The 26237-nt window shown below is 48.5% G+C and carries 18 protein-coding genes and 4 pseudogenes; 7 read left to right on the top strand and 15 right to left on the bottom strand.

Annotated features, from left to right (window positions below; all coding sequences use genetic code 11):
• Positions 1 to 59: 59 nt before the first annotated feature.
• The 14 genes and pseudogenes from safA to lsrR form a co-directional block, all read right to left on the bottom strand.
• Positions 60 to 257, bottom strand: a complete 198-nt coding sequence (gene safA, locus AB4H76_RS11860) for a two-component system connector SafA (RefSeq protein WP_000543394.1) — start codon at positions 255 to 257, stop codon at positions 60 to 62.
• Between the two features lie 247 nt (positions 258 to 504).
• Positions 505 to 2784 (bottom strand): acid resistance putative oxidoreductase YdeP, encoded by a 2280-nt coding sequence (ydeP, locus tag AB4H76_RS11855; protein WP_000726695.1) that lies wholly within the window; start codon positions 2782 to 2784, stop codon positions 505 to 507.
• Positions 2785 to 3117: 333 nt separating this feature from the next.
• The gene (locus tag AB4H76_RS11850) at positions 3118 to 4032 is read right to left on the bottom strand and encodes a fimbrial protein (RefSeq protein WP_000520676.1); all 915 of its coding nucleotides are present in this window, start codon (positions 4030 to 4032) and stop codon (positions 3118 to 3120) included.
• Between the two features lie 58 nt (positions 4033 to 4090).
• Positions 4091 to 4594 carry a fimbrial protein gene (locus AB4H76_RS11845; protein WP_061354230.1) on the bottom strand — a complete coding sequence of 168 codons (504 nt, stop codon included), beginning with the start codon at positions 4592 to 4594 and terminating at the stop codon, positions 4091 to 4093.
• 12 nt (positions 4595 to 4606) lie between these two features.
• Positions 4607 to 5137 (bottom strand): fimbrial protein, encoded by a 531-nt coding sequence (locus AB4H76_RS11840; protein WP_061354229.1) that lies wholly within the window; start codon positions 5135 to 5137, stop codon positions 4607 to 4609.
• A 13-nt stretch (positions 5138 to 5150) separates the two neighbouring features.
• Positions 5151 to 6376 (bottom strand): annotated as a pseudogene (locus AB4H76_RS11835) (fimbria/pilus outer membrane usher protein); the annotation flags it as partial.
• Between the two features lie 254 nt (positions 6377 to 6630).
• Positions 6631 to 6723 (bottom strand): annotated as a pseudogene (locus AB4H76_RS11830) (hypothetical protein); the annotation flags it as partial.
• A gap of 22 nt (positions 6724 to 6745) precedes the next feature.
• A protein-coding gene (locus tag AB4H76_RS11825) for an IS1-like element IS1A family transposase (RefSeq protein WP_239606100.1) occupies positions 6746 to 7443 on the bottom strand; the annotation gives its coding sequence in 2 pieces (ribosomal slippage) (positions 6746 to 7194 and positions 7194 to 7443; 699 coding nt in all).
• 56 nt (positions 7444 to 7499) lie between these two features.
• A pseudogene (locus AB4H76_RS11820) lies at positions 7500 to 7616 on the bottom strand (AraC family transcriptional regulator); the annotation flags it as partial.
• Between the two features lie 311 nt (positions 7617 to 7927).
• Complete coding sequence (gene hipA, locus AB4H76_RS11815; RefSeq protein ID WP_001125439.1) at positions 7928 to 9250, bottom strand: type II toxin-antitoxin system serine/threonine protein kinase toxin HipA; 1323 nt, start codon at positions 9248 to 9250, stop codon at positions 7928 to 7930.
• Entirely contained in the window at positions 9250 to 9516 is a 267-nt protein-coding gene (gene hipB / locus AB4H76_RS11810; protein ID WP_001301023.1) for a type II toxin-antitoxin system antitoxin HipB, read from the bottom strand. The genes hipA and hipB overlap by 1 nt, the downstream gene beginning before the upstream one ends.
• A 222-nt stretch (positions 9517 to 9738) precedes the next feature.
• Positions 9739 to 15158, bottom strand: a pseudogene (locus AB4H76_RS11805) (ECSE_1600 family autotransporter).
• Between the two features lie 530 nt (positions 15159 to 15688).
• On the bottom strand, positions 15689 to 17281 hold the full coding sequence (gene lsrK, locus AB4H76_RS11800; RefSeq protein WP_420062594.1) for an autoinducer-2 kinase: 1593 nt from the start codon (positions 17279 to 17281) through the stop codon (positions 15689 to 15691).
• Between the two features lie 78 nt (positions 17282 to 17359).
• On the bottom strand, positions 17360 to 18313 hold the full coding sequence (gene lsrR / locus AB4H76_RS11795) for a transcriptional regulator LsrR (RefSeq protein ID WP_420062593.1): 954 nt from the start codon (positions 18311 to 18313) through the stop codon (positions 17360 to 17362).
• Between the two features lie 248 nt (positions 18314 to 18561).
• Between lsrR and lsrA the strand changes: the two genes are divergently transcribed.
• From lsrA to tam, 7 genes are read left to right on the top strand one after another with little or no spacing between them, the layout of a single operon-like run.
• Complete coding sequence (gene lsrA, locus AB4H76_RS11790) at positions 18562 to 20097, top strand: autoinducer 2 ABC transporter ATP-binding protein LsrA (RefSeq protein ID WP_085452659.1); 1536 nt, start codon at positions 18562 to 18564, stop codon at positions 20095 to 20097.
• Positions 20091 to 21119 (top strand): autoinducer 2 ABC transporter permease LsrC, encoded by a 1029-nt coding sequence (gene lsrC, locus AB4H76_RS11785; RefSeq protein ID WP_077491526.1) that lies wholly within the window; start codon positions 20091 to 20093, stop codon positions 21117 to 21119. The genes lsrA and lsrC overlap by 7 nt, the downstream gene beginning before the upstream one ends.
• Positions 21119 to 22111, top strand: coding sequence for an autoinducer 2 ABC transporter permease LsrD (gene lsrD, locus AB4H76_RS11780; RefSeq protein WP_001222721.1), 993 nt, complete (start codon positions 21119 to 21121; stop codon positions 22109 to 22111). Before lsrC ends, lsrD begins: the two co-directional genes overlap by 1 nt.
• An 11-nt stretch (positions 22112 to 22122) precedes the next feature.
• The gene (lsrB, locus tag AB4H76_RS11775) at positions 22123 to 23145 is read left to right on the top strand and encodes an autoinducer 2 ABC transporter substrate-binding protein LsrB (protein ID WP_000172479.1); all 1023 of its coding nucleotides are present in this window, start codon (positions 22123 to 22125) and stop codon (positions 23143 to 23145) included.
• 26 nt (positions 23146 to 23171) lie between these two features.
• Positions 23172 to 24047, top strand: a complete 876-nt coding sequence (gene lsrF / locus AB4H76_RS11770) for a 3-hydroxy-5-phosphonooxypentane-2,4-dione thiolase (protein WP_000774189.1) — start codon at positions 23172 to 23174, stop codon at positions 24045 to 24047.
• 23 nt (positions 24048 to 24070) lie between these two features.
• Positions 24071 to 24361 carry a (4S)-4-hydroxy-5-phosphonooxypentane-2,3-dione isomerase gene (gene lsrG / locus AB4H76_RS11765; RefSeq protein WP_000558520.1) on the top strand — a complete coding sequence of 97 codons (291 nt, stop codon included), beginning with the start codon at positions 24071 to 24073 and terminating at the stop codon, positions 24359 to 24361.
• A 56-nt stretch (positions 24362 to 24417) separates the two neighbouring features.
• Positions 24418 to 25176: a trans-aconitate 2-methyltransferase gene (gene tam / locus AB4H76_RS11760; protein WP_077491524.1), complete on the top strand. Its 759-nt coding sequence runs from the start codon at positions 24418 to 24420 to the stop codon at positions 25174 to 25176.
• A gap of 3 nt (positions 25177 to 25179) precedes the next feature.
• On the opposite strand, the gene AB4H76_RS11755 is transcribed toward tam, so the two are convergent.
• The gene (locus tag AB4H76_RS11755) at positions 25180 to 26094 is read right to left on the bottom strand and encodes a bestrophin family protein (protein WP_000637082.1); all 915 of its coding nucleotides are present in this window, start codon (positions 26092 to 26094) and stop codon (positions 25180 to 25182) included.
• Positions 26095 to 26237: the final 143 nt, after the last annotated feature.

Raw genomic sequence — 26237 nt, 5'->3', positions numbered from 1 at the left:
ACAATAAAGTTTTATCGATACTTTTTTAACATTTCACATTTATAATTTTCTGTTTATTTTCAGTCTTGCAAACTATTGATAATGAAATGTGTAAGATCTCTTGCAATGCGACCCATTTCTGAAATACTCAGCTGATCAATTGCCGAAAAAATGGCTATCAACGTAAGTGTCAGTAATAAGACAACCACAATTACAGACATGATTTCTTTATAGTTGTCTCTTTGCGTGATTTTGTTTTTCACTGTGGTCGCATGCATTTCAAATATGTTTATTTAGCGGATAACGTTAAAAATCGTTAATCAGTATGCTTAATATAACAGGCTGGAGAAAAGAGGAAATAGGACTGGTGCTTCAGTACTGAGCGGAGTTTCTTACAGCTGTAGGCAGAAGTTTATATCTTATAGTATGTAGTTTAATTTAATCCATGTGAGCAAATTGCGCGATAATAGTCAATGAGGAATTCTTCTGCTGTGCGGATGACAGCAGAAGAAATGAGAAGAGGCATTAATTTGATGGTTCTAATTCAACCGGAATACTTTTATAGCCAGGAATGCCACTTAATGGATCGTGGTTATCAAGTGTTAGCATGTGATTCGATTCTGGAAAATAGGTCACCAGTGAGCGGTCAGCCATAGGGTAAATGACCACTTTTAATCTATCCATGCGGCGTGAGCTGCGCTTACCGTCTGGCGTAAGCGCAATAAGATTAACTCTTTCGCCGTTTTTTACACGGCAAATTTTAGCTTGTTTAGCACTCATAAAGACCACATCTCGTTGACCGAATACCCCTCGATAGCGATCATCCATACCATAAATCGTCGTGTTGTACTGATCGTGGCTGCGTACTGTCGCCATGACCAGCTTACTGTTAAACGCTGAAGAGGGATCTTCTAACAGCCCTTTGCTGGTAATGAAATTAGCCTTACCTGACGGCGTCATCCAGCGCCTTTCAGCAGCTGCATTTATCAGGTGAAAACCACCGGGATGACGGATGCGCTGGTTATAGTCGGCGAACTCTGGCAGCACAGCTTCAATGTCATTGCGAATGCGATCATAATCTTCCACCAGATACTCCCAGGCTACCACGCTCTGGGGTAGTGCTGCCTGCGCGATTCCCGCGACCACTGCACACTCTGATTTCAGCATTACACCGGCGGGTTTTAACACGCCACGCGAGGCATGAATCATCGACATTGAATCCTCAACGGTTACCGCCTGCGCACCGCTTTTTTGCATATCAATCTCGCTACGCCCCAGAACCGGCAGAATATAGCTATGCCGTGCGGTCAGCAGATGAGAGCGGTTAAGCTTAGTGGCTACGTGTACCGCCAAATCTAATTGCGTTAACGGTACAGCGCTCGCTTCCCGATCTGGCATTGCCAGTGCAAAGTTGCCCCCCATGCAGATCAATGCTCGAGCCTGCCCCGTACATATTGCTTGCATGCTGGCAATTGCAGCATGTCCAGGTGCATGAGGTGGGGTGAAGCCATAGCGCTCACCCAGGCGAGCCAGAAACTCTGCAGACGGTTTCTCGGTGATACCGACGGTTCGGTCGCCCTGTACATTAGAGTGACCACGTAGTGGGCAGATACCCGCACCAGGCTTGCCAATGTTACCTTTCATCAACAGCAAATTGACCAGTTGCTGTACGTTCTGGGTACCATGTTCGTGCTGAGTGATCCCCATTCCGTAACAGATAATGGTGCGTTCGGCAGCGGCATATGCGTCAGCCAGTTCGGCGATTTGTGTCTGACTTAGTCCAGAAATACGTTCGATATCTTTCCACTCGGAATTGAGAACGTCACGGCGTAGCTCGTCAAAGCCGACGGTATGCGTTTGAATAAATTCGTCATCAAGCAATGAGGGCCGACCTGCGGCACTTGCAGCATCATCGCGCTCAATTAACAGGCGCATCATCCCCTTGAGCAACGCCATATCGCCACCAATGCGCACGTTGTAGTAGGCACTGGCCAACTGAGTCTCAGAGTTCGTCAGCATTTCAAACGGGTTTTGCGGTGCGGTAAATCGCTCCAGGCCACGTTCCTGTAGAGGATTGATGGCGATCATTTTCGCTCCCCGTTTCACTAAAGCGCGCAACGAAGTCAGCATGCGAGGGTGGTTTGTACCAGGGTTATGCCCAATGCAAATGACTAAATCGCACTTCTCAAAGTCTTCCAGCAACACGGTCCCTTTACCTACACCGATACTCGCTGCCAAACCCACGCTTGTCGGTTCATGGCACATGTTGGAGCAGTCGGGAAAGTTATTGCTCCCGTATTCACGGGCAAAAAGCTGATAAAGAAAGGCAGCTTCATTGGAAGTGCGGCCCGAAGTATAGAATTCAACCTGATTGGGATCACTATAGCTTTGAAGGCGTGCGCCAATTTCGTCGAAAGCTTGTTGCCAGCTTAATGGCTTGTAACAGTCGCTGACGGCATCATATTTCAAAGGCTGAGTGAGACGTCCCGCAGCCTCAAGCTCGTGATCTCCCCAGGTAAGTAATGATTGAACCGTATTCTCAGCAAAGAAAGAGGCATTTACCTGCTTATCCGTGACTTCCCAGGCGATTGCTTTTGCGCCGTTTTCACAAATGTCGAATGACGCACTGTGCTTAGGATCTGGCCATGCACAACCCGGACAGTCAAAGCCCTCTGGCTTATTCATGTCAAACATGGCAATAACATCCTGGCGTATATCCATCTGCTTACGTACTGCATTCGCTACGGATTTGACAGCACCCCAACCACCTGCAGCACCCTGGTAGGATTCAATTTTTTTCTTCATCTACTTATCCTGTGTGGAAATGAATTATTAGGATTTGTAATAGCGATGATGCACAGTACATACAAAGGGATTATCGCCAACATGGATATATAAGAGTAGGGGACTATTCTCTTTCTATTTTTAATCTATTATCGTTAAACAATAGATTAAATACGATAAGTTAAGCATCATCTCTCATAGTGTTTAAATTAACATATTTTTCAATATAAAAAATAAGACTCTGGCTTCAATTGTGCGCGGATTTTCTTACAGGTGTAGGCTAATAGTCTTCACAAAATAATTATCCGCGCAATTTTCGTGAATGGAGCGCATAGACTAAGGTCAAAATCACAATTATTCATAGATAAAAGTGACACCAATGACTGACTGGACGGTTCCGGCTGAAACCTTGTTTCCTGTTTGTCCATAGGTTGCGCTTAAACCCAGAGGTACTTTGCTTTTATTTACTGTCCCCAGGGAGACATTTTCTCCCGTAGCCAGTATTTTTCCATTACGCATTAGAGTGACACCCACTCCCGATGCTTTTGTTGCATCAGGTGCTGTGTTAGCAAACACTTGTCGGCTACTGTCAGTGGTGGCACCCGAAAGATAAAATGAGAGCTTTTGTTCGCTTGAGCAATATACGCCAAGGGGTATTTCTGCGCTTCCAGGAAAGTCCGGGAGATCCACGGTGACATTACGACTATCAACGGTGCAGCCGCCTGTTGGCATAACAACATTGTTATTTGAAATAATATTCCACGTAAAATTACGCGGATTTCCGCTTCCTAATGTTGCAATTTTATACATATGAATACGGGCAATGACTTCCCCCGCTTTTATGACAACTCCACCGGCCGCCCCAACTGGGGTAATATAGAGTTTTAACGGTAATGGCATCGGTGTCTTATCACCAATATCCAATACGTTGGTATTTGTCGTCAACGGGAAGGGGTAGGTCACATTATTCCAGTACAGCGATCCTTTATATGACTGTAGGGAGCCTGCGAAAGCTGAGCCTTGTACCAGGTTTATATGATCAGTGTCGTACCAGCCGCCGTAATCATTCCAGCAACTTATATGCTGAGACAAGTCTACAACCAGATTCTGGCCCGGCTGTATTACAGGGTCGAGATTAACATAAACAGAGGTTGTACCTGCTCCAATACTTGACCCGCCATCGACATTACAACTGAAGGCAAAAACTTTGCCTGCCATTAATAGAAGATAAATACCGAACAGGACCTTTATACTGATTGTTTTACCCATGATATATCCTAAGGTTAAAAATTGATTTAAAAAGAAGGCTAAGAAAATCGAATCGACGTTATTGCCAGGTGTAGATCACATTGATTAGCGCCTCGATCGTTCCCTGGCTTGCGTTTCCATTCACCGTGATAGCTCTTGCCTTAAGTGGAAACTGTGCATTACGAGTGATCTCATCAACAATAACCGTTTTGCTATCGCCATTTTTTAACGCAGCATCCTGGTCATCCCTCAGCTCTATCTGAATATTTTCGGCAGTACCTTCATTTTTGTAATAACCCGTATTGTCAGTTGAACCTGTCACGATTGCCGTCACTGCACTTGTTTCAACCGGACAATCGGTTAATGACAAAGTAATATTGTGCCAGCCAGATGCAGAACCAGGTTGTTGCAGATTGCGCGTATAAAGATCCCCGAGATTAACGTTAGCTTCTTTGGTTTGAATAGTGCAGGGTTTAGCGACTACCCGACCATTAACAGTGATAGTGACATCGGCGGCCTGGAGAGTTGCTGTGAATAACGCGCAAAACGTAGCTAACAGTAACCTCTTGTGAAGTCTTTTCATATCTGACTCTGATTATTGAAATTCAAGGGTAAAGGTTGCCGAAGCCCTCACCAGTCCCGGATTGACGGACTTCTGAGTTGACTTCAGACGAGCGGAGTAAGGCAAAATATTGTTCTGTTCTGGTACTAGTGGGATCCACTGCATCCCGGCTTGAAGATCATTCAGTTTCACCGGACGCATATTTGCGTCCAATATTTCTATACCCAAACCGGAGGCCGTATTGCTTCCTTCATCCAGTTTCAACAAAGTATTATTTTCTGCATCCTCAATACCGTTAAATGCAACCCGAACCCCCGTTGTCCCTTTGCTGCATTCACTTAACGTAATCTGAAAAGGGACGGCTGGACTTGTGCTACCGGTCGTTGGAAATTGTCTGGCACTGTTTTTTTGGAGATCTACGGTAAAATTAAGCGAATCCGATGAGACTGTGCAGCCATAATCGAGGACGCGCCCGCTAATTTTAATAACGCTATCTGCGGATAAAGCAGAATAGGTGGTTAACCCCAGACATAAACCGAGGAAAATAATGTTATTGTATTTCATAATCTATTGTTCCTTAGCGACAGATTGCTGTCTGCTGGTTCAGTAAGGTACCAGGAGAAACTTCAGGAAGCTTGTACTCGACAATACAGTTTGAGTTTTTATCTTTGCCCCATGAAACCTGTAATTGCCTGACTGTGGAAGTCCAGTCAGATAAACCTGACCATTTTCCGCGACAATGCTGCCATTTTTATTCTCTCCGTGTGTGACAATTGCACCGAATGGAACGCTCTTATTACCGTACTTCAACGTCATTAATACTTTCCCGCCGATTTGTGCATTAAATGTTGCTCTGGCAATAGCACCGTGAGTTGGGATGACAGTGACCACGGTTTCATCCAGTTCAACATTATCTGCAAGGGAATTCGCGTTAAGAGCAACACGGTTTTCTCTATATTCTGTCGCAAATGGTAATATGGCATAGCCACGCCAGTCGGTATGAATTCCGGTCTGGTTCTCTATTTTGACATTATCAGCACCAGGAGCCTTAACCAGAACCATTGTGTCGCCCAGCGGCTGTCCAAAGGTGATGCCATCAGCATGAGCAATAATCCCACCACTCATTCCGTAATAAATCTGGCTGCTGTCACCACTCCGACTGTAACCGACATTAGTATTACCATAAGCTCCACGATAATTAAGAGAACTGTAACCACTGGTGCCAGACGATGTATTACCTCCGTGGGTGTTACCGACCTGAACGCTATAATTCAGGTTATTATCCGGCAGCAGAGTGCCATAAACCCCCGATAGATTGGTCATGCCGCCTTTCAAATCGTTTGACATACTGTAACTGGCGTTTGAATTACGAAATGCCGACTGACTGTCTGTACGCATCCAATGACTGAAGGGAACATTAAGCGTAAAAGCGAGTAAATGATCCCGATCGTTTTGCCATATATTATTGGAATAGCTGTAATTCAGCGAAGTCGTAATATCACCAAACGGCACATTTAATCCAAATGATATTTGCTGGTCGCTGCGTGACGTGTTCCAGTAACTTTGGCGACTGGCACTGAAAAATGTCGTACTGTAATTTCCAAGCTGCTGAGAGATGCTTATTTGTTCCTGACCACGCTTACTGTAGAACAGATTAAAATAATCAATAAATTGTGTCTGCTCATTGGTGTCTCCGGTAGGAGGCTTGACGGTGTAACCACTCATTCGACTGTAGGCACTGTCGGATAAGTTATAAAAACCTTGCGTAGAATAGCGATATCCTGCGACCTGGATATTGGTTCCACAACAAGTTTATTGCTGCACTTGTTGAAGAGAGTATTTGCAAAAACATTTTATGTCGCTAAATAACATGACGATTTCATTATGCATGTTATTTATAAACCGTGACTAAACAGAATATTATTGCGAACAAGGGAAGTGTCAGGAAAGGTTAAGAGCTACCAATGGTTAATATGGCTATAAATCATTAGCTATGGTTAATGTTTGCTTGCTGAAACTAACACCGAATTGCTCTAAACAGATAAGTGCAGGGTTTATTAAAGCTGTCCGACAGACTTTCTTAACCTGGTAATATCTCTCTTGGGTGACTCTCCAAACATCCGCGAATATTCCCGACTGAAATGGGATAGCTTTCGTGGTAATGACTCCAACTTATTGATAGTGTTTTATGTTCAGATAATGCCCGATGACTTTGTCATGCAGCTCCACCGATTTTGAGAACGACAGCGACTTCCGTCCCAGCCGTGCCAGGTGCTGCCTCAGATTCAGGTTATGCCGCTCAATTCGCTGCGTATATCGCTTGCTGATTACGTGCAGCTTTCCCTTCAGGCGGGATTCATACAGCGGCCAGCCATCCGTCATCCATATCACCACGTCAAAGGGTGACAGCAGGCTCATAAGACGCCCCAGCGTCGCCATAGTGCGTTCACCGAATACGTGCGCAACAACCGTCTTCCGGAGCCTGTCATACGCGTAAAACAGCCAGCGCTGGCGCGATTTAGCCCCGACGTATCCCCACTGTTCGTCCATTTCCACGCAGACGATGACGTCACTGCCCGGCTGTATGCGCGAGGTTACCGACTGCGGCCTGAGTTTTTTAAGTGACGTAAAATCGTGTTGAGGCCAACGCCCATAATGCGGGCTGTTGCCCGGCATCCAACGCCATTCATGGCCATATCAATGATTTTCTGGTGCGTACCGGGTTGAGAAGCGGTGTAAGTGAACTGCAGTTGCCATGTTTTACGGCAGTGAGAGCAGAGATAGCGCTGATGTCCGGCAGTGCTTTTGCCGTTACGCACCACCCCGTCAGTAGCTGAACAGGAGGGACAGCTGATAGAAACAGAAGCCACTGGAGCACCTCAAAAACACCATCATACACTAAATCAGTAAGTTGGCAGCATCACCAGCTTTCGTAACCGACAGCATAGGCTGCTGTGGTGACATCGTAATGTTCATTCAGCATCGGTCGCCTGACTTCATTGAGACGTAGCCATTTCTGATACCGGAGTGGACTCATTCCCGCTTGATCCGTCCTTAAATAAGTAACAGCACCCTCTGGTGTTTTCGTATGCAGTGTCTATGCGACAGACACTGCGCTCTTAGCATGGGGCAGGGAATAACCAGGCTATTTCTCCATGCACAGGCCAATTATGAAAGAGGAGAGGCTTAAGTTCTTGAACCCTGAACGAATAACGACTACCAGAAAAGCACTTCGCATCACTCAGACATGATTTAACATAATATACATTATGCGCACTAATATAAACCAAGGAAGAATCCAGTCGTTGGCGGTCATGATTGTCATGCTCATTAACAATGACCAAACCCCATATCTCACTTACTACCGTATTCTCGGCTTAACCGTCCATGCAACCTCAACACATTGCTTTCAACTGCCGTCACCACGTTCTCCGGAAAATCTGTCGGTAATGAAGTCTTCACGTTATCCAGTGCTGCTGGAATCATTCTGGCAAAGTCACTCAGGATTTCATGCATCTGCACTTCCGGGAATCTCAGCACCTTTGCTGTCGCCAAAAAATGTCGCGGATAAATTTTATCGATTGCCGTTTTTTTGCCTTTGGATGCGTTAAGCCCCATTGCCAGTTTGAGATCGCTGATGTGTATTCCCGTACCGCCAAGGACCGGAAATGCTGAAATGATGTCGTAAAATGGCGTGAGTCGATAACTGCCGCCAGCCTGAATAAATACGGAGAAGTTTTTTGCATGACCGTCCGTTGCGCCAATCAACCACTGGAAGACCTGGAATTTCATAAAATCATAGCGATCTTTCAGCGCCTCGCTGGACCCCATCAAAAAAGCCATGATCCGCGCGATGCCTGGGCCTCCATCTGATTCATATTTCACCGATGAAGGTAAACCGAATGTCTGACACATATCCTCCTGTGGCAAGCGAAGTAAAACCGTTCGCTCAGCATTCCAACGCCTGTCAAAACGTTCGACCGCTAACGCGCGCACATTTCCCGCTTTAATGATTTCTGCGTCCGGAACATTCAACCCAAGTTCTTTCGCCAGCAGCAGACAGTAATACTCATTATCAACGCTTTGGCTGAGATCGAGCGTCGCATTGGGCTGCCTGATTTCGCCAATCGGTAATTTAATGATGTGCGTCGTCGGCGTTATTCCTTTCGGAATGCACCAGTCATTGCCTATTCTGAGCAGTGCTGTCTTCTCCTGTGCGCCAGCAACCGAGATGCGAAAGTCATTTTCTTCTCTAATCATGCCTAGCGGGATATCTGCTTTATAAGCCGTTAATACTTCTTCAAGTCTGGCTTCAGTAAGCTTTTCCCATGCCATTATCGGATGCGTTACGGTTTCGTCTTCGGGTATTAACGTCACGGCACCAACGCTGTCTCGCCCTATTTCTGACAATAAATCAAACGGTTGTCTGGATTTGGCATGATAACGTTTAACGATCCGGTCACGTACAATCGGGCTATCGGGTAACAGGTTATCGAAGAAGTTAAATACGGCATCAGAGGTGATATTCCCCCTCTGCAATGGCAGCGAAAGTGACAACGGTCTGGCATAACGGCTTGCTAACCACTCCGGTGCATACTTAAAGGTGTGCGCGCCGTTGGCTAACTTCGTTAACTCGCCTACCCGCTGGTTGTTCATCCAAGTGACAAGTTTAGGCATTACCACTCCAGATTTTGCTGTTCTGTTGATTCTGGCGAGGCATTTTTCGCGTCGCATAGCGTCATTGAGAGTTCAAGCGACTGTAAAATCTTAAAAAATGTCGTGAGCGTGGTATTGTCAGGGTTGTTTTCGAAATTGGAAATCGTCGCCTGCTTAATACCAATTTTTTTCGCCAGCTCGCTCTGCGTCCAGCCATTTTGCTGGCGAACCAGTTTCATTGCATTCGCCAATTGCGTTGGGCTATAGATCTTCTGAAAGCTCATCATGTCATACGTCCACAGCAAGTTTATCCGCTTAAGGGGATATTATAAGTTTTATCCTTTAGTGAGGATAAGTCAATCTGGAAACACATCTTATCCGCTCTACGGGATAAACGCTGCGATATCCGCGATCGCGGATAAAAAGGAGGATTTAAATAAGGCGTTGATGCGCCGTTTGAAGTCGGCAATATTAAGCCGCATGCCATCTCGACATGCGGCTTATACGGTTTACCAGCTATATTTCACTCCCAGCATGCCCTGAGTATCGCTATAGCCTTTATCACCTAGTTGCACACCGACATTCCCCCACAGGCTAAGGTTGTTATTTACTTTCGCCTCAACCCCGGTACGTACTTCACCGAGATTACGCGCACCTTCACGGCCTACGGTTTGACCATTCATCTTCACGACGTAGACTTTGCTGTTGTTGATCCAATTCGCTTCAATGTAAGGCTGGAACTCACGCTGTTTACCATCGTCACGCTGGTGATGGCTGTTCAGGTAGGTTTTCACCCCAAGTCGCGTTTGCACATTTCCGTCGCCTTCCGTTTCAATGCGCGTTCCGTCTTTCCGGGTATGGTCGGAATCTTTCACACCCATCCAGGTGATTTGCGCCTGTGGCTGGACGTACCAGGTATTCAGCGTCCCTTCGCTGCCGCTAAATGTTCCCGCTTCAAAGGTATACCCACCCTCAACAGAGGCCGTCACACCGCGAGAATCATAGTCGTCAGCAGAACGGTTATCGGAACTGACGCTGTTATCAAACCAGTTATACAGCGCCCAGCTGTCAACATAAGCGCCGGTCTTATTCGCATCGTTCTGATACCAGGTCGCGTACAGCCCAGCGCTGTAACCGCTGATGCGCCCATCCGATTTATAACCCACACGATTACTCTGAGTATTACTGTGCTGATTAGCGTAACCTGCCATCACGCCAAGATGCCAGCGATCCTGCGCGTTGCTACTCCACTGCGCCAAATCGCCGCCTAGCTGCAATACATAGCGGTTAGCCTGAGTATTTAGCTGACCGTCACCGGCCCTTGAACGTTCGTGCCCTCCGACATGACGCATCCACATACTGCTTGCCGACCCCTGAGAATGCAGTGAATCTATATACTGCGGCTCACCCAGACGGTCGTGTAAACGATGGCTAAACAGCGAGTTGGCTGCGGCAATGTTGCTGATATAGCTTCCGGCCTCCGGGCGATAAACTGATGGGCCTTCCGGATCCACAACAGGGGGATTATTGATGGGATCGGGTGTATCCGCTGGCGTTACGCCGTCCCATTTACTGGTCAGATACCAGTTTTTCTCGTCATTCCCCTTCCCTTTAGCCAGCGTGTAGACGTAAGCCCCAGCTTCGACAGTTCCGGTGGTCAGCGCGAAGTTACCTGCAGAATTACCGCCAACCTCAATGAGTTCAATACCGTTGACCGTTTGTGCACCGACGCCGCCAATGTTATCAACCCGAACGCGAGTGTTCCCTTGGGTATCGCCTTTCACGTTCATTTTATCGGTGGGCGAATTATCGCCGCCCAGCGTCGCGTTGAACGTCATCAGGCCATTGTTTCCGGTATAGTTGCCGTTAACGGTCAGTACATTCCCCGGTTTCCCCCCTTCGCTATTCATTTGAACCGTGCCGCCATTCTCCAGGTTGCCGCCGATTGTGGTTTTAGCGACACGCAGTGTCCCCCCAGGCATAACGTTCACATCACCTGCAGTGGTGACATTTCCCGACATCACACCGCTGTTATGGATATTAATGTGTTGACTTGCCATATTAATGGCAGAGTCGGAACCGAAAGCAATTTCCCCCCCACGATATCCGTCGTACCCTGATACGCCGCGGAATCGTTGTTAAGAGTCAGGATCCCGGTACCCAGTTTTGTCACATCACCGCTACCGCTGATACTGTGCGTCATCGCCCAGCTACGCTCAGTGGAGATGGTGAGCAGGCCATTATTGATAACGGAAGCATCACCCAGGTTTTTCTGCTCGTTGACGCTGAGCGCGCTGCCTGTATCAATGTTGAATTGCCCCACAAAGCGGCTATTATCGCCATCCAGCTCTACATCTGTCCTGGCGGTTGCGCTCACGATACCCTTCCCGCTTATGCTATTACGCAGTTCGCCAGTCACGTTTTTTAGCGTTAACAGACCGTCATTGGCAATATTTCCTCTGCCTAACCCCTGAGTATTATCGAGGCTGACTTCCGCATTTGGGCTAATGCTGGTTAACGCATTGTAGCGTGCATTAAGCCCCTCGATAGCCAGCGTTCCCCCTGTAACATTCAGGTTTCCGCCACCTGTCAGTTCACCCTGACTGATCCCACCTTTATTTACCGTCAGCGCCCCCTCTTTGAACAAAACAGTCGAACCCATCTGCCCGGTGAATGTCTCTACCGTCTGCGTCGATCCATTAAGATCGACGATGGCCGCGTTGCTGATGTTCAGTTCCCGGGTGTTGCCAAGTGCACCATCCGCATCGGTACGTAATGTCCCCATCTGAACGTAGGTTGCCCCCTGATAGTCGTTCTGACCGTTGGAAAGCGAAACCTGTCGCACCGTATTGATTGCCAGATCCCCTTCACCACCGATTTTTGCCGACATATCGGCCGTTGCGCCATAGGCTCCGCCATGTTCGGCTAACGTCAGCTTTTGCCCACCATGGATGTTCAGCGCTTTCAGCCCATAGTTAACGTACAAACCATCACCTGGTGCGGTCGTGAGGCGGAATCCATAATCACCCTCGGCGACCACCGTTCCGTTTTGCGCAATGTGTAACGTTTTGTCCGCTTCTACCTCGTCGCCCTGTAAATCACGTAACGTTAATGAGCCACCCGACCCAATAACCGTTTGCGCCTTCACCAGTTGAACGCCGACATGGCTATCATCGTGTTCCAGCAAATTGAGCGTCGTCAGAGGGTTCTTCGCCATGGGATCATTCCACGGTTTAGGCACGTCGATAAGCACGTCGCCCGTCCCGTTTACCTGATAGTTACGGCCTTTCCAGGTGTAGTCACCCGCGCCGACAACCAGCGTATCGACGCTGATATATCCCTCTGCAAGCGTCGCAGCAGGAATATCCGTATCGAAAATGAGCGTACCGCCATTCATGGCCAGTCCACCAATGGATTGCTCTCCCACTTTTACCGATGTGGTATTTTCACTGTCAGACTGCAACATCGCGTGAGTAAGCGCAGCGGTGTTGTCGCGTTCCAGAGTGAAGGTACTGTCTTTCAGTTGGGCAACACCGGCGAATTCAGTCCCTGTTGCATGGGTAAAGCCAAATATCTTGTCGGAGGATGACAGCTGCACTCGCATCAAACCATCGCCTTTGAGCGCATTGGTCAGCGTGTAATCTCCTGCACTGTTCGTTGATGCGAGAATGTCGAGCGTACCGGGGCTTGCAATGGTGACTTCACTCGAACCCATGCCCGTTACCCCATCTGCCGTATGAGACGCAATGGTCAGGAGGCCGTCATTGACCAGCGTTTTACCGCTATAAGTATTCCCTACATTGAACACCGTATGGCCTGCATCATGGATCACTTTTCCGTCTTTATCGTCACCTGTAATCAGCATATCGACCTGGTAGCCGGCATCACTGTTATTAGTATGATTAAAGACAAAAACACCTTCGCCAGAACCAAACTCTACTTTCGTCGCGTTGGTGATAAACCCGGCATCTGCCGCCGCCTCACCGTGAGCAGCACCAATGTTTAGCGTTCCTACAGCAGGTTCAAAAACACCTAAGTAAACTTCTCCACCTTCGACATTCAGCGTGCCGCTATTCGTCAGGGTTAACGTACCCGTACCAGATGTCCCTACGTACATATTGAATGTTTCAAGAAGAGAGTTCTGCCCATCCACCCTCACGTCGCCCTTACTTTTGTCATTGAGAGCTATCTGTGTATCACGCGCTTTAACTATACCTCCGGTGGTAATATTCAGTTCACCCGCGCCTAATACACCGACCTGTAGCAATTGGGCGTTAGTAGATGATGTCTTTAAATTCCAGAGACTATCCGTTGAAATATTAACTATCCCCTTACCGGAGGCATTTCCTCCGATAAATCCATAGCCCGTTGAATTAAGGGTGGCACCATTACTGACATTTACGATACCGCTACCAAAATTACCGACATTGATACCCACAGTATCGAACGATGATGCCCCATCCATCAGGTTCAGTGTGCCGATACCGCTTGCTTTATCGCCCAAAAAAGTAATATTTTGCGATACAAACTTACCGCCATCGCTAATATTGAGGTTTCCGACGCCCGCAACACCAATGGTGGTATAGACATTCTTATTGACCTCCCACATCCCCCCCGTGGTGATGCTGACATTCCCGACGCCGTTTTCTCCATAACCGAGTGAGCTTCCTCCGTTGCTGACAACAAGCCCCTCATTACTGATATTCATTTCGCCGTGGCCGTCATAACCAAGATTAGTTCCGAGATTAGTGATAACGGAGTTCTTATCCTTAACAGTAATGTTGCCTGTGCCTGTTTCTTTCATCCCCGCAGTGATAATTCCCGAATCTACTTTACCTTCACGCGAGACATTAAGTTCACCGTCACCAGCATCACCGATATAGATATAGCGGAAAGCTTCGCCTGTTCCGAGGAAACTCCAATGCCCTTTATCGGTCACGTTGACGACACCGTGGGAACCGTCTTCAACGCCCACCAATGAATATTCTTTGTTATTAATTAGTCCATTATTGGAAATATTGACTGCGCCATTACCGAAATATCCATTATAGAGTCTGCGTACCGTGATGACAGAGTCTTGATCCTGCACATTCAGGGTTCCGACACCGGTGGCATTGCCACCGATAATCGTATTTTCAGCCGTAACCAGCCCCCCCTCGCGAATAGTCGCTTCCCCCATCCCTTGATTACCAATTTGAAATTCAATTGAGGAATCGTTATTTTTTATTAGCCACTCGCCACCCTTTTCAACGACAACCTGGCCATTACTGCCCGCCTGATAGCCTAAAATGGCGACGATTGAACTCGTGACGTAACCCTTATCTGTAATATTTAATGAGCCCGTACCGTAACTCCCTATTTCGAATAATTCGGTCGTCAGAACAGAGTCCTCTCCCTCAACATTGACCGTCCCGACGCCTCCTGTCGAAGAACCTAATCTTAAATAGCCTCCATCGACGTGACCCTTCTGTTTAATATTCAGCGTCCCCGTTCCGGATTGACCCACATTTAAAGGCCTTGCATTATTTCCGCTATCATACAATCGCCAGGTGCCACCCAAAACATTAACGGTGCCCTCTGAGTCCTCATTAGCGCCAATGACGCTGGTAGTAATAGTGGTTAAGGAGGCATTACCGCCAGCCAAAATATTAAGCACTCCAGTGCCATACCAGCCAACCAGGTAGGCATCATAAGCAACATCAGTATCAATATTGGTAATCTGATCATTATCAACTTCCAGACTTGCACCAGACGCTGAACCGCTTAGTGCCAGCAAAACACCCAGCGTCAATCTACTGAATTTCGTTGTCAGTCCAGAGGATTTACGCAAATTAACCGTCGATGTTTTACCTGCCCTGCGAGTTAATTCCGAGCAGGCCTGAAATACCTGTAGAGTGCAATTCCATATCACGCGATAGATTCTATTCATATAAACGCTCCATATACAAACAATACAGCCACGAAAGAGATGAGTCGTCAGACATTAAAAATGAAACTTATTAAATTGTCAGAGGTCTGTATTGAGTGTTAGTTGGAGGTGGGAAGGTGTCAATTTGGCTAATTTGCTAATGCTTTCGAATTGATAGATTAAAAATTGCATAGTTCTTATTTTATTTAAAAATGAACTATGAGTTATTGTTGCTTAATAAGAAAACTGTTTCTTTCAATAAGAAAATTATCATCATCATATTTAACAAAGAATAGCACTAATTGCTAAAAATCGAAGTTTATTAAACCCCTTTTGCATCCATTAGTGTCTTTAGGAATATTCGTTATAAAATAAGGGTTATGCTTAATGCTTTAAGAAAAATAGCAATTTCCTCTTGAATATATTACTGGTGATGGAAGGATGAATCTGCAAGCTGGCATTTAACAAGCCAGTTCTAAAAGAAGGGAAATAAGAATAACTATACTCAAAAACTAACAGCCACGGTCATCATGATGTGGCTGTCAATGAAACTATAACCCAGGCGCTTTCCATAACGACGTCGTCAGTCCATGATCAACCAGCCCCAGCTGATCCTGATAAACTGCCTGCCACTTATCGCGTGAATCCTGATAAAGTTCATGCTTTTCCGGGTCTGGTGTGTGCGTCCGTTCCCAGCGAACCAGGCGTTCTCCGGTTTCTGCCATTGATGAAAAAATTCCGGCACCGACGCAAGCTGCAATGGCACATCCTAATGCAGTGGCTTCTTTGACCACCGGAATATTGACGGGTAATCCCGAGACATCAGCGAGAATTTGACTCCATAATTTCCCTTTTGAACCTCCGCCTGCAAAGACTAACGATGAAGGATGAATATTCGAAAAATCAGCAATTTGCTGCAAGTTACACGCTGATACAATCGCCGCATTTTCTTCCAGCGCACGGAACAATGTCGCTTTGTTACATTTATCCGGGTCAATGGACAAATTAATAAAGGAAGGCGCAGCGTGATACCAGGTTTTAAAGCGCATTCTGTCGGAGAAGATCGGCATTACGCCCCACGACCCAGGCGGCACCCGACTGGCCATCTCTTCCAGCAGCGTATAGGTGTCGATGCCTAAACGTTCGGCAATCAGTTTTTCTTCGGCACAGAAAGCATCGCGGAACCAGCGCATGGTGAGTCCGGTAAAAAAGCTTATAGATTCAGCTTGTACCATGCCAGGAATAACATGAGGATTAACGCGCACGTTCATTTCTGGGTCTGTCACCGGCGCGGCTAAATTTACAACTTGCTGCCAGAATGTGCCGCCAAGAACCGCGGTTTGTGCCGGACGCACAACGCCTAACCCCAGGCAACCAAGCTGCACGTCGCCTCCTCCAACGACCACCGGAGTGCCCACCTTCAGACCGCAGAGTTCCGCCGCTTGTGAACTTACCACGCCCAGCAATGTGCCGGTTTCTTTGACAGGAGAAAGAATATCGGCACGCAGGCCAGCCATATCCAGCAATGCAGGTTTCCAGTCACGGATGGTTAGATCAAGAAGTCCCGTGGTGCCAGCGTTAGAGGGATCCACCGCAAGTTCGCCGCTGAGCATATAGGCCAGCCAGTCGCTGATCATGGTGATGGTTGATGCCTGACGGTAAATATCGGAACGATGGTGCGCCAGCCAAAGTAATCTGGGGATGGCACTTAAAGCCAGTGTTTGTCCGGTCGCTCGATAAACTTCGTTTTCAAAGGTATTGTTGTGCAGTTCTTTAAGTTCGCTAACTTCGCGTGCCGCTCTGGCATCCACATTGGCGCAGGCCCAGATCGGTGTTCCTTCATTGTTATATAAAACAATGCCTTCACGCATTGAACATGCCGAAACGGCAGCGATATACTCCGGGGCTATGCCGGCGTTGTGCAACGCCTGGCGCATACACTCACACGCCAGTTGCCAGTTTTTGTTGAGATCAAATTCCATAGAACCAGGAACGTCCGGTACTGCCAGATGCCGCCACTCCGCCTGTCCCACTGCTTTTTGATTGCCTTCCAGGTCGAATATCACAGCCCGAATACTTCCGGTGCCTGCATCCAGCGCCATCAGGTAGTACTTTGATTCTGAAGGGGTAAAGAGTCGAGCCATTAGATTATCCTCGGCTTATGCGTTCTGTCTGTTCCTCTATACGTTCTCCATCATTCCCGGTAATAAGGTCATGCAAATTTAACTACGTAAAATCGCCGCTGCTGTGTCCTGATCGGTAACCAGTGCGTTGATATAACCGCCTTTCATTGCAGCGGCAATTGCTTCGGCTTTATTTTCTCCCCCTGCCACGCCAACCCGGACGGGTAGGGTCTTCAGCGCGCTTAAAGGTAAGCCAATCAGTTCGTTATGTATTTTGATATCCGTGACAACGTCACCTTTTGCATCAAAAAAGTAGCCTAAAATGTCGCCAACCGCCCCTTTTCGGCCAATCATTAACTGTTCGCCCTGGCTGATATAACCGGAGCGAATGATCGTCGCGTCGTCTTGTTGACTCACGGCCCCAATGCCGACAATCGCCACATCCGCTGCTTGCGCGGCTAGCAGAACATCTTTGACGCAATTTTCATTTTTTAGCGTACGGGCAATGTCAGCGGAGGATGCCCGCAACGGAGCCGGAATAATATTCACACTGCACGCCGCGTTAAGCTGCCCGATACCCGTCATATAAGAACCGACGCCACCGGAGAGCGTGACCAGGCGAATTTGCTGTGACGAAATAAAACCACTTAAGCGTTGCAGCGTATTCATGGTTGCCTCGCCAAAACCAATCGCCAGCATCTGTTGTGGTTGAAGTAAACTCATCAACATATGCGCCGCGCCTATCCCCAGTCGCCCGCCGACATCAGCATCCGCAAGCCCAGGGATCACCCGGACATGTTGCAGCGAAAACTGACGACGTAATTGTGTTTCATATTCCAGACAGCCTTCAAAGCGAGAATTAATCTGCACGCGAATAATGCCGGACTGATGCCCTTTCTCCAGCAATCGCGACACTTTCAAACGTGTCAGGCCGAGACGATCGCTGATCTCACTCTGGGTCAGCCCGTCGTGGTAGTAAAACCACGCGATCCGCGCGACCTGTTCTTCTTCACACATTCCCTGTTCTGAAATTGCCGAATCGTTGATTGTCATAATTCATTCTTCACTTTGAACATATTTAAATCTTTAATGCAATTGTTCAGTTCTTGCGCATTTATATCTGTGATGGCAACCACAGTTTGACTCTACGAGTATGAACAAACGCAACCGTGAAAATCAAAATAGCATAAATTGTGATCTATTCGTCGGAAATATGTGCAATGTCCACCTAAGGTTATGAACAAATTAAAAGCAGAAATACATTTGTTCAAAACTCACCTGCAAAACTGAACGGGGGAAATATGCAAACGAGTGATACCCGCGCGTTACCGCTACTTTGCGCCCGCTCGGTTTATAAACAGTATTCAGGGGTCAATGTCCTGAAAGGCATCGATTTTACGTTGCATCAGGGGGAGGTCCACGCCCTGCTCGGCGGCAATGGTGCCGGTAAATCGACGTTAATGAAGATTATTGCCGGTATTACCCCTGCTGATAGCGGTACGCTGGAGATTGGGGGCAACAACTACGCCAGATTAACGCCAGTTCATGCTCATCAGCTGGGCATTTATCTCGTTCCCCAGGAACCGCTGCTTTTCCCAAGCCTGTCGATAAAAGAAAACATCCTGTTTGGGATGGCAAAAAAACAGCTCTCCATGCAAAAAATGAAGAACTTGCTGGCGGCGCTGGGCTGCCAGTTTGATCTGCATAGTCTGGCAGGATCGCTGGATGTCGCCGATCGCCAAATGGTGGAAATCCTCCGCGGGCTAATGCGCGACTCGCGGATTCTGATCCTCGATGAACCTACCGCCTCGCTTACCCCTGCGGAAACCGAACGCTTGTTTACTCGCTTGCAAGAGCTGCTTGCTACTGGCGTGGGTATTGTTTTTATCTCGCATAAGCTGCCGGAAATTCGCCAGATTGCCGATCGAATTAGCGTGATGCGCGACGGAACCATCGCCTTAAGCGGCAAAACCAGCGAACTGTCTACCGACGACATTATTCAGGCCATCACGCCAGTGGTACGGGAAAAATCGCTCTCTGCCAGCCAAAAATTATGGCTGGAGTTACCTGGTAACCGCCCACAACATGCCGCCGGAACGCCGGTGCTGACACTGGAAAATCTGACTGGCGAAGGCTTCAGGAATGTCAGCCTGACGCTCAATGCCGGAGAAATTCTGGGCCTGGCTGGGCTGGTGGGAGCCGGACGCACAGAACTGGCCGAGACGCTCTATGGTCTGCGTACTTTGCGTGGCGGACGCATTATGCTGAATTGTAACGAGATCAATAAATTATCCACTGGAGAACGTTTACTGCGCGGTCTGGTTTATCTGCCGGAAGATCGCCAGTCATCCGGACTGAATCTCGATGCTTCGCTGGCCTGGAATGTCTGCGCCCTTACTCATAACCTTCGTGGATTCTGGGCGAAAACCGCGAAAGATAATGCCACCCTGGAACGATATCGTCGGGCGCTGAATATTAAATTTAACCAACCGGAACAAGCTGCACGGACATTATCCGGTGGCAACCAGCAAAAAATCCTCATTGCCAAATGCCTGGAAGCCTCGCCGCAAGTATTGATTGTCGATGAGCCGACGCGCGGCGTGGATGTCTCGGCGCGTAATGATATCTACCAACTGTTGCGCAGCATCGCCGCACAGAATGTGGCTGTGCTGCTTATCTCCTCCGACCTGGAAGAGATCGAACTGATGGCAGATCGCGTGTATGTGATGCATCAGGGCGAAATTGCCCACTCTGCACTGACCGGGCGCGATATTAATGTCGAGACTATTATGCGCGTTGCCTTCGGCGATAGTCAGCGTCAGGAGGCGTCATGCTGAAGTTTATTCAGAACAACCGTGAAATCACGGCACTGCTGGCGGTGGTGCTGCTGTTTGTATTACCCGGTTTTCTCGACCGCCAGTATTTAAGTGTGCAAACGCTGACCATGGTTTATAGCAGCGCGCAAATCCTGATCCTGCTGGCAATGGGCGCGACGCTGGTAATGCTTACGCGCAATATTGATGTTTCAGTGGGTTCGATTACCGGAATGTGCGCGGTGCTGTTGGGGATGTTACTGAACGCGGGGTATTCACTACCTGTTGCTTGTGTCGCGACTTTACTGCTTGGTTTGCTCGCGGGATTTTTCAACGGTGCCCTGGTCGCGTGGCTAAAGATCCCTGCCATTGTTGCCACCCTTGGCACGTTAGGGTTGTACAGAGGCATCATGTTGCTGTGGACTGGCGGTAAATGGATTGAGGGATTACCCGCCGAACTGAAACAACTCTCCGCCCCGCTACTGTTTGGCGTTTCCGCGATTGGTTGGTTGACGATAATTCTGGTGGCATTTATGGCCTGGCTGCTGGCGAAGACGGCGTTTGGACGCAGTTTTTATGCCACGGGCGATAATTTACAGGGCGCTCGTCAACTGGGCGTTCGTACTGAAGCCATTCGCATTGTGGCATTTTCGTTGAACGGCTGCATGGCGGCACTGGCGGGAATTGTGTTTGCTTCGCAGATTGGTTTTATCCCCAACCAGACCGGTACCGGGCTGGAGATGAAAGCAATTGCAGCCTGCGTGCTGGGCGGCATTAGTTTGCTCGGTGGTTCCGGTGCGATCATTGGTGCGGTACTCGGCGCATGGTTCCTGACGCAGATCGATAGCGTACTGGTGCTGTTGCGCATTCCGGCATGGTGGAATGATTTTATCGCGGGTCTGGTTCTGCTGGCGGTGCTGGTGTTTGATGGACGCCTGCGTTGTGCGCTGGAACGTAATCTACGGCGGCAAAAATATGCCCGCTTTATGACGCCACCGCCATCCGTTAAACCCGCTTCGTCAGGTAAAAAACGGGAGGCCGCATAATGCGTATTCGCTACGGTTGGGAACTGGCTCTTGCCGCACTGCTCGTTATTGAGATTGTCGCATTTGGTGCAATTAACCCGCGAATGTTAGATCTCAATATGTTGCTGTTCAGCACCAGTGACTTTATCTGCATTGGCATTGTCGCCCTACCGCTAACGATGGTGATTGTCAGTGGCGGGATCGATATTTCGTTTGGTTCGACCATCGGCCTCTGCGCCATTGCATTGGGCGTACTGTTTCAAAGTGGTGTGCCGATGCCGCTGGCGATACTCCTGACCTTACTGCTCGGCGCATTGTGCGGGCTGATCAACGCCGGATTAATTATCTATACCAAAGTTAACCCGCTGGTGATTACGCTTGGCACGCTGTATCTGTTTGCCGGAAGCGCTCTGCTGCTTTCCGGTATGGCCGGAGCGACGGGGTACGAAGGTATTGGTGGATTCCCGATGGCGTTTACAGATTTCGCTAACCTGGATGTGCTGGGACTCCCCGTTCCGCTGATTATCTTCCTGATATGTCTCCTCGTTTTCTGGCTCTGGCTGCATAAAACCCATGCCGGACGTAATGTGTTTTTGATTGGGCAAAGCCCGCGCGTGGCGCTTTATAGCGCGATTCCAGTTAACCGCACCTTATGTGCGCTCTATGCCATGACGGGGCTGGCGTCTGCGGTCGCCGCTGTGCTGCTGGTATCGTATTTTGGTTCAGCACGTTCCGATCTCGGTGCGTCGTTTCTGATGCCCGCCATCACCGCCGTGGTGCTTGGCGGGGCCAATATTTATGGTGGTTCCGGTTCCATTATCGGCACCGCCATTGCGGTTTTATTAGTGGGATATTTGCAACAAGGTTTGCAAATGGCAGGAGTGCCAAATCAGGTGTCCAGCGCCCTTTCCGGTGCGCTACTTATCGTCGTTGTCGTAGGTCGTTCCGTTAGCCTGCATCGCCAGCAAATTAAAGAGTGGCTGGCGCGTCGGGCCAATAACCCATTGCCATAAAGGATATCTTCATGACACTTCATCGCTTTAAGAAAATCGCCTTACTTAGCGCTCTTGGCATTGCCGCAATCTCTATGAATGTGCAGGCCGCAGAGCGTATTGCATTTATTCCCAAACTGGTTGGCGTGGGATTTTTTACCAGCGGTGGCAACGGCGCACAACAAGCGGGTAAAGAGCTGAGCGTTGATGTGACCTACGACGGGCCGACAGAACCCAGTGTTTCTGGTCAGGTACAGTTGATTAATAACTTCGTCAATCAAGGTTATAACGCCATTATCGTTTCTGCGGTTTCGCCTGATGGCTTGTGTCCGGCACTGAAACGCGCCATGCAACGTGGTGTGAGAGTGCTGACCTGGGACTCTGATACTAAACCGGAGTGCCGCTCTTACTACATTAATCAGGGAACGCCCGCCCAGTTGGGAGGTATGTTGGTGGATATGGCGGCGCGTCAGGTGAATAAAGACAAAGCCAAAGTCGCGTTTTTCTACTCAAGCCCCACCGTTACGGACCAAAACCAGTGGGTGAAAGAAGCGAAAGCGAAAATCGCCAAAGAGCATCCTGGCTGGGAAATTGTCACTACGCAGTTTGGCTATAACGATGCCACTAAATCATTACAAACCGCAGAAGGAATATTAAAAGCGTATAGCGATCTCGACGCCATTATCGCCCCCGATGCCAATGCCCTGCCCGCTGCCGCACAAGCCGCAGAAAACCTGAAAAATGACAAAGTAGCGATTGTCGGATTCAGTACGCCAAATGTGATGCGCCCGTATGTAGAGCGCGGCACGGTGAAAGAATTTGGACTGTGGGATGTGGTTCAGCAAGGCAAAATTTCAGTGTATGTCGCGGATGCATTATTGAAAAAAGGATCAATGAAAACGGGCGACAAGCTGGATATCCAGGGCGTAGGTCAGGTTGAAGTCTCGCCAAACAGCGTTCAGGGCTATGACTACGAAGCGGATGGTAATGGCATCGTACTGTTACCGGAGCGCGTGATATTCAACAAAGAGAATATCGGCAAATACGATTTCTGATGTGCATTACTTAACCGGAGTAAGTTATGGCAGATTTAGACGATATTAAAGATGGTAAAGATTTTCGTACCGATCAACCGCAACAAAATATCCCTTTTACCCTGAAAGGTTGCGGTGCGCTGGATTGGGGAATGCAGTCACGCTTATCGCGGATATTTAATCCGAAAACGGGTAATACCGTGATGCTGGCCTTTGATCATGGTTATTTTCAGGGGCCGACTACCGGACTTGAACGCATTGATATAAATATCGCCCCGCTGTTTGAACATGCCGATGTATTAATGTGTACGCGCGGCATTTTGCGCAGCGTAGTTCCCCCAGCGACCAATAAGCCGGTGGTACTGCGGGCGTCAGGTGCGAACTCTATTCTGGCGGAATTAAGTAATGAAGCCGTGGCGTTATCGATGGATGATGCCGTGCGCCTGAACAGTTGCGCGGTGGCGGCGCAGGTTTATATCGGCAGCGAATATGAACATCAGTCGATCAAAAATATTATTCAGCTGGTTGATGCCGGAATGAAAGTGGGAATGCCGACCATGGCCGTGACTGGCGTGGGCAAAGATATGGTGCGCGATCAGCGTTATTTCTCGCTCGCGACTCGAATCGCCGCTGAAATGGGGGCGCAAATTATCAAAACCTATTATGTCGAAAAAGGTTTTGAACGGATTGTTGCCGGATGTCCGGTACCCATTGTTATTGCTGGCGGTAAAAAATTACCGGAGCGCGAGGCGCTGGAAATGTGCTGGCAGGCTATCGATCAGGGCGCTTCTGGTGTGGATATGGGGCGTAATATTTTCCAGTCTGACCATCCGGTGGCGATGATGAAAGCCGTACAGGCGGTGGTTCACCATAACGAAACGGCTGATCGGGCATATGAACTCTATCTGAGTGAAAAACAGTAACTGCGGATTTAAGGAGAAGAATTATGCACGTCACACTGGTTGAAATTAACGTTCATGAAGACAAGATTGACGAGTTTATCGAAGTTTTTCGCCAGAACCACCTGGGCTCTGTACAGGAAGAAGGCAATTTGCGCTTCGATGTCTTACAGGACCCAGAAGTGAATTCGCGCTTTTATATCTACGAAGCCTATAAAGATGAAGACGCAGTGGCATTCCATAAAACCACGCCCCACTACAAAACCTGTGTCGCGAAACTGGAATCTTTAATGACCGGGCCGCGTAAAAAACGTCTGTTCAATGGGTTGATGCCGTGAGGCGAATTCATCAGTTTTATCTACAATTGGGGTAACGCGCTGACGGGAGTAAATAAATGTCTGACTGGAACCCCTCTTTATATCTGCACTTTGCCGCTGAACGATCGCGTCCGGCGGTGGAGCTGCTTGCCAGAGTACCGCTGGAGAATATCGAATACGTTGCCGATCTTGGCTGTGGCCCAGGTAACAGCACCGCCCTTCTAAACCAACGTTGGCCTGCTGCCAGGATAACAGGCATCGACTCGTCTCCGGCGATGATTGCTGAAGCGCGCAGTGCTTTGCCAGACTGCCAGTTCGTGGAAGCAGACATCCGCAACTGGCAACCGGAACAGGCACTCGATCTGATTTTTGCTAATGCCTCACTGCAATGGCTGCCCGACCACTACGAATTGTTTCCTCATCTGGTTTCTTTACTTAATCCGCAGGGCGTGCTGGCAGTACAGATGCCAGATAACTGGCTGGAGCCGACCCATGTGCTCATGCGCGAAGTTGCCTGGGAACAAAACTACCCGGATCGCGGGCGTGAGCCGTTGGCTGGCGTTCATGCTTACTACGATATTTTGAGCGAAGCCGGATGTGAGGTCGATATCTGGCGAACCACCTACTATCACCAGATGACGTCACACCAGGCGATTATCGATTGGGTGACTGCCACTGGATTACGTCCGTGGTTACAGGATCTGACCGAGAGCGAACAGCAGCTTTTTCTTAAGCGCTACCATCAGATGCTGGAAGAGCAGTATCCACTGCAAGAGAACGGACAGATACTGCTGGCATTTCCGCGTCTTTTTATTGTTGCCCGGCGTATGGAGTAAATATCACGTCAGCTGGTAATGACGATCGGGAAGAATTTTTGCTGGAATTTCGGCTTCATCGTTCATCTGTAACAGGTCAATTTCAATAGCGTTGCAGATGGCATCCAGTGGTAAATCATTGTTTTCAGTACCGAACGGATCTTCCAGTTCTTCCGCCAGACAATCCAGCGAAATAAAAGTGTAGGAAATCAGCACAGAGATAAAAGGCGTCATGTAATGCAGGTCCACGACCAGCGCGAACGGCAGCATGATACAAAACAGATAAACGGTACGATGCAAAATCAGGGTGTAGGCAAAGGGAATTGGCGTATAGGCAATGCGCTCGCATCCTGCCAGGACCGCTGAAATATCATTAAGCCGATCGTTGAGGCTAATAAACAGGATATCTGAAAGCTGCCCATTGCGGCGCTGAACCGCCAACCACTCCCCCATTATTAACAAGATACGGTTAGCTGGAGAGTTCGAAGCCAGTACAGGCTGAAGATCTTCAGTCTTGAGATAATGAGCCAGCACTTCCGCCTGTGGCTGTTTGCGTAATGTCATGCGTAAACAGTGGGCGAAGGCGATTTGCAACCGGGCAAACTCCCTTACACTTGCCGAATCCGGCAATGTCGTTTTTACCTCGCGCAGTAACGACCGTGAGGCAATCATCAACTGCCCCCAAAGTTTTCGCGCTTCAACGTAACGGGCGTACCCGGCATTATTACGAAAACCAAGAAAAATGGCGATGGCGACACCGAGAATGCTGAACGGTGCGAGGGTGAATTTGATGCCCAGATGCGTGTACCAGGGCAGCATGAAAATAACAGCGATAGAAAAGAGAAAATTGAGTAGTAAGCGCGATGATATCTTGGATAATACTGAGCCGTGCCAGACAAAAATACGGCGCAGCCAGTGTTGTTGTGGACGAACAATCATGGTTATCTTCAGGCGTGAAAAAGTCGCCCTATTAAACGTGATTACGATCACATTCTCAAGACGCTACTTACAAATTACCTACAAGCTTAACAACATTAACAGGCGCTGCATGTGGCATCTGTTAATGATAAAGGCACATAGTA

Source organism: Escherichia sp. UTM R2 (assembly GCF_048593455.1).
In the GTDB taxonomy this organism is placed as follows: domain Bacteria; phylum Pseudomonadota; class Gammaproteobacteria; order Enterobacterales; family Enterobacteriaceae; genus Escherichia; species Escherichia coli.
This window is presented reverse-complemented; position numbering and strand designations above follow the sequence as displayed.

What these genes read in the sequence shown, in the direction of transcription:
- AB4H76_RS11840 (WP_061354229.1), bottom strand. Translation starts at nt 5,137, where the DNA reads ATGAAATACAATAACATTATTTTCCTCGGTTTATGTCTGGGGTTAACC.
- lsrK (WP_420062594.1), bottom strand. Translation starts at nt 17,281, where the DNA reads ATGGCTCGACTCTTTACCCCTTCAGAATCAAAGTACTACCTGATGGCG.
- AB4H76_RS11850 (WP_000520676.1), bottom strand. Translation starts at nt 4,032, where the DNA reads ATGGGTAAAACAATCAGTATAAAGGTCCTGTTCGGTATTTATCTTCTA.
- ydeP (WP_000726695.1), bottom strand. Translation starts at nt 2,784, where the DNA reads ATGAAGAAAAAAATTGAATCCTACCAGGGTGCTGCAGGTGGTTGGGGT.
- lsrG (WP_000558520.1), top strand. Translation starts at nt 24,071, where the DNA reads ATGCACGTCACACTGGTTGAAATTAACGTTCATGAAGACAAGATTGAC.
- lsrB (WP_000172479.1), top strand. Translation starts at nt 22,123, where the DNA reads ATGACACTTCATCGCTTTAAGAAAATCGCCTTACTTAGCGCTCTTGGC.
- lsrA (WP_085452659.1), top strand. Translation starts at nt 18,562, where the DNA reads ATGCAAACGAGTGATACCCGCGCGTTACCGCTACTTTGCGCCCGCTCG.
- hipB (WP_001301023.1), bottom strand. Translation starts at nt 9,516, where the DNA reads ATGATGAGCTTTCAGAAGATCTATAGCCCAACGCAATTGGCGAATGCA.
- lsrR (WP_420062593.1), bottom strand. Translation starts at nt 18,313, where the DNA reads ATGACAATCAACGATTCGGCAATTTCAGAACAGGGAATGTGTGAAGAA.
- hipA (WP_001125439.1), bottom strand. Translation starts at nt 9,250, where the DNA reads ATGCCTAAACTTGTCACTTGGATGAACAACCAGCGGGTAGGCGAGTTA.
- lsrD (WP_001222721.1), top strand. Translation starts at nt 21,119, where the DNA reads ATGCGTATTCGCTACGGTTGGGAACTGGCTCTTGCCGCACTGCTCGTT.
- safA (WP_000543394.1), bottom strand. Translation starts at nt 257, where the DNA reads ATGCATGCGACCACAGTGAAAAACAAAATCACGCAAAGAGACAACTAT.
- lsrC (WP_077491526.1), top strand. Translation starts at nt 20,091, where the DNA reads ATGCTGAAGTTTATTCAGAACAACCGTGAAATCACGGCACTGCTGGCG.
- AB4H76_RS11755 (WP_000637082.1), bottom strand. Translation starts at nt 26,094, where the DNA reads ATGATTGTTCGTCCACAACAACACTGGCTGCGCCGTATTTTTGTCTGG.
- lsrF (WP_000774189.1), top strand. Translation starts at nt 23,172, where the DNA reads ATGGCAGATTTAGACGATATTAAAGATGGTAAAGATTTTCGTACCGAT.
- tam (WP_077491524.1), top strand. Translation starts at nt 24,418, where the DNA reads ATGTCTGACTGGAACCCCTCTTTATATCTGCACTTTGCCGCTGAACGA.
- AB4H76_RS11845 (WP_061354230.1), bottom strand. Translation starts at nt 4,594, where the DNA reads ATGAAAAGACTTCACAAGAGGTTACTGTTAGCTACGTTTTGCGCGTTA.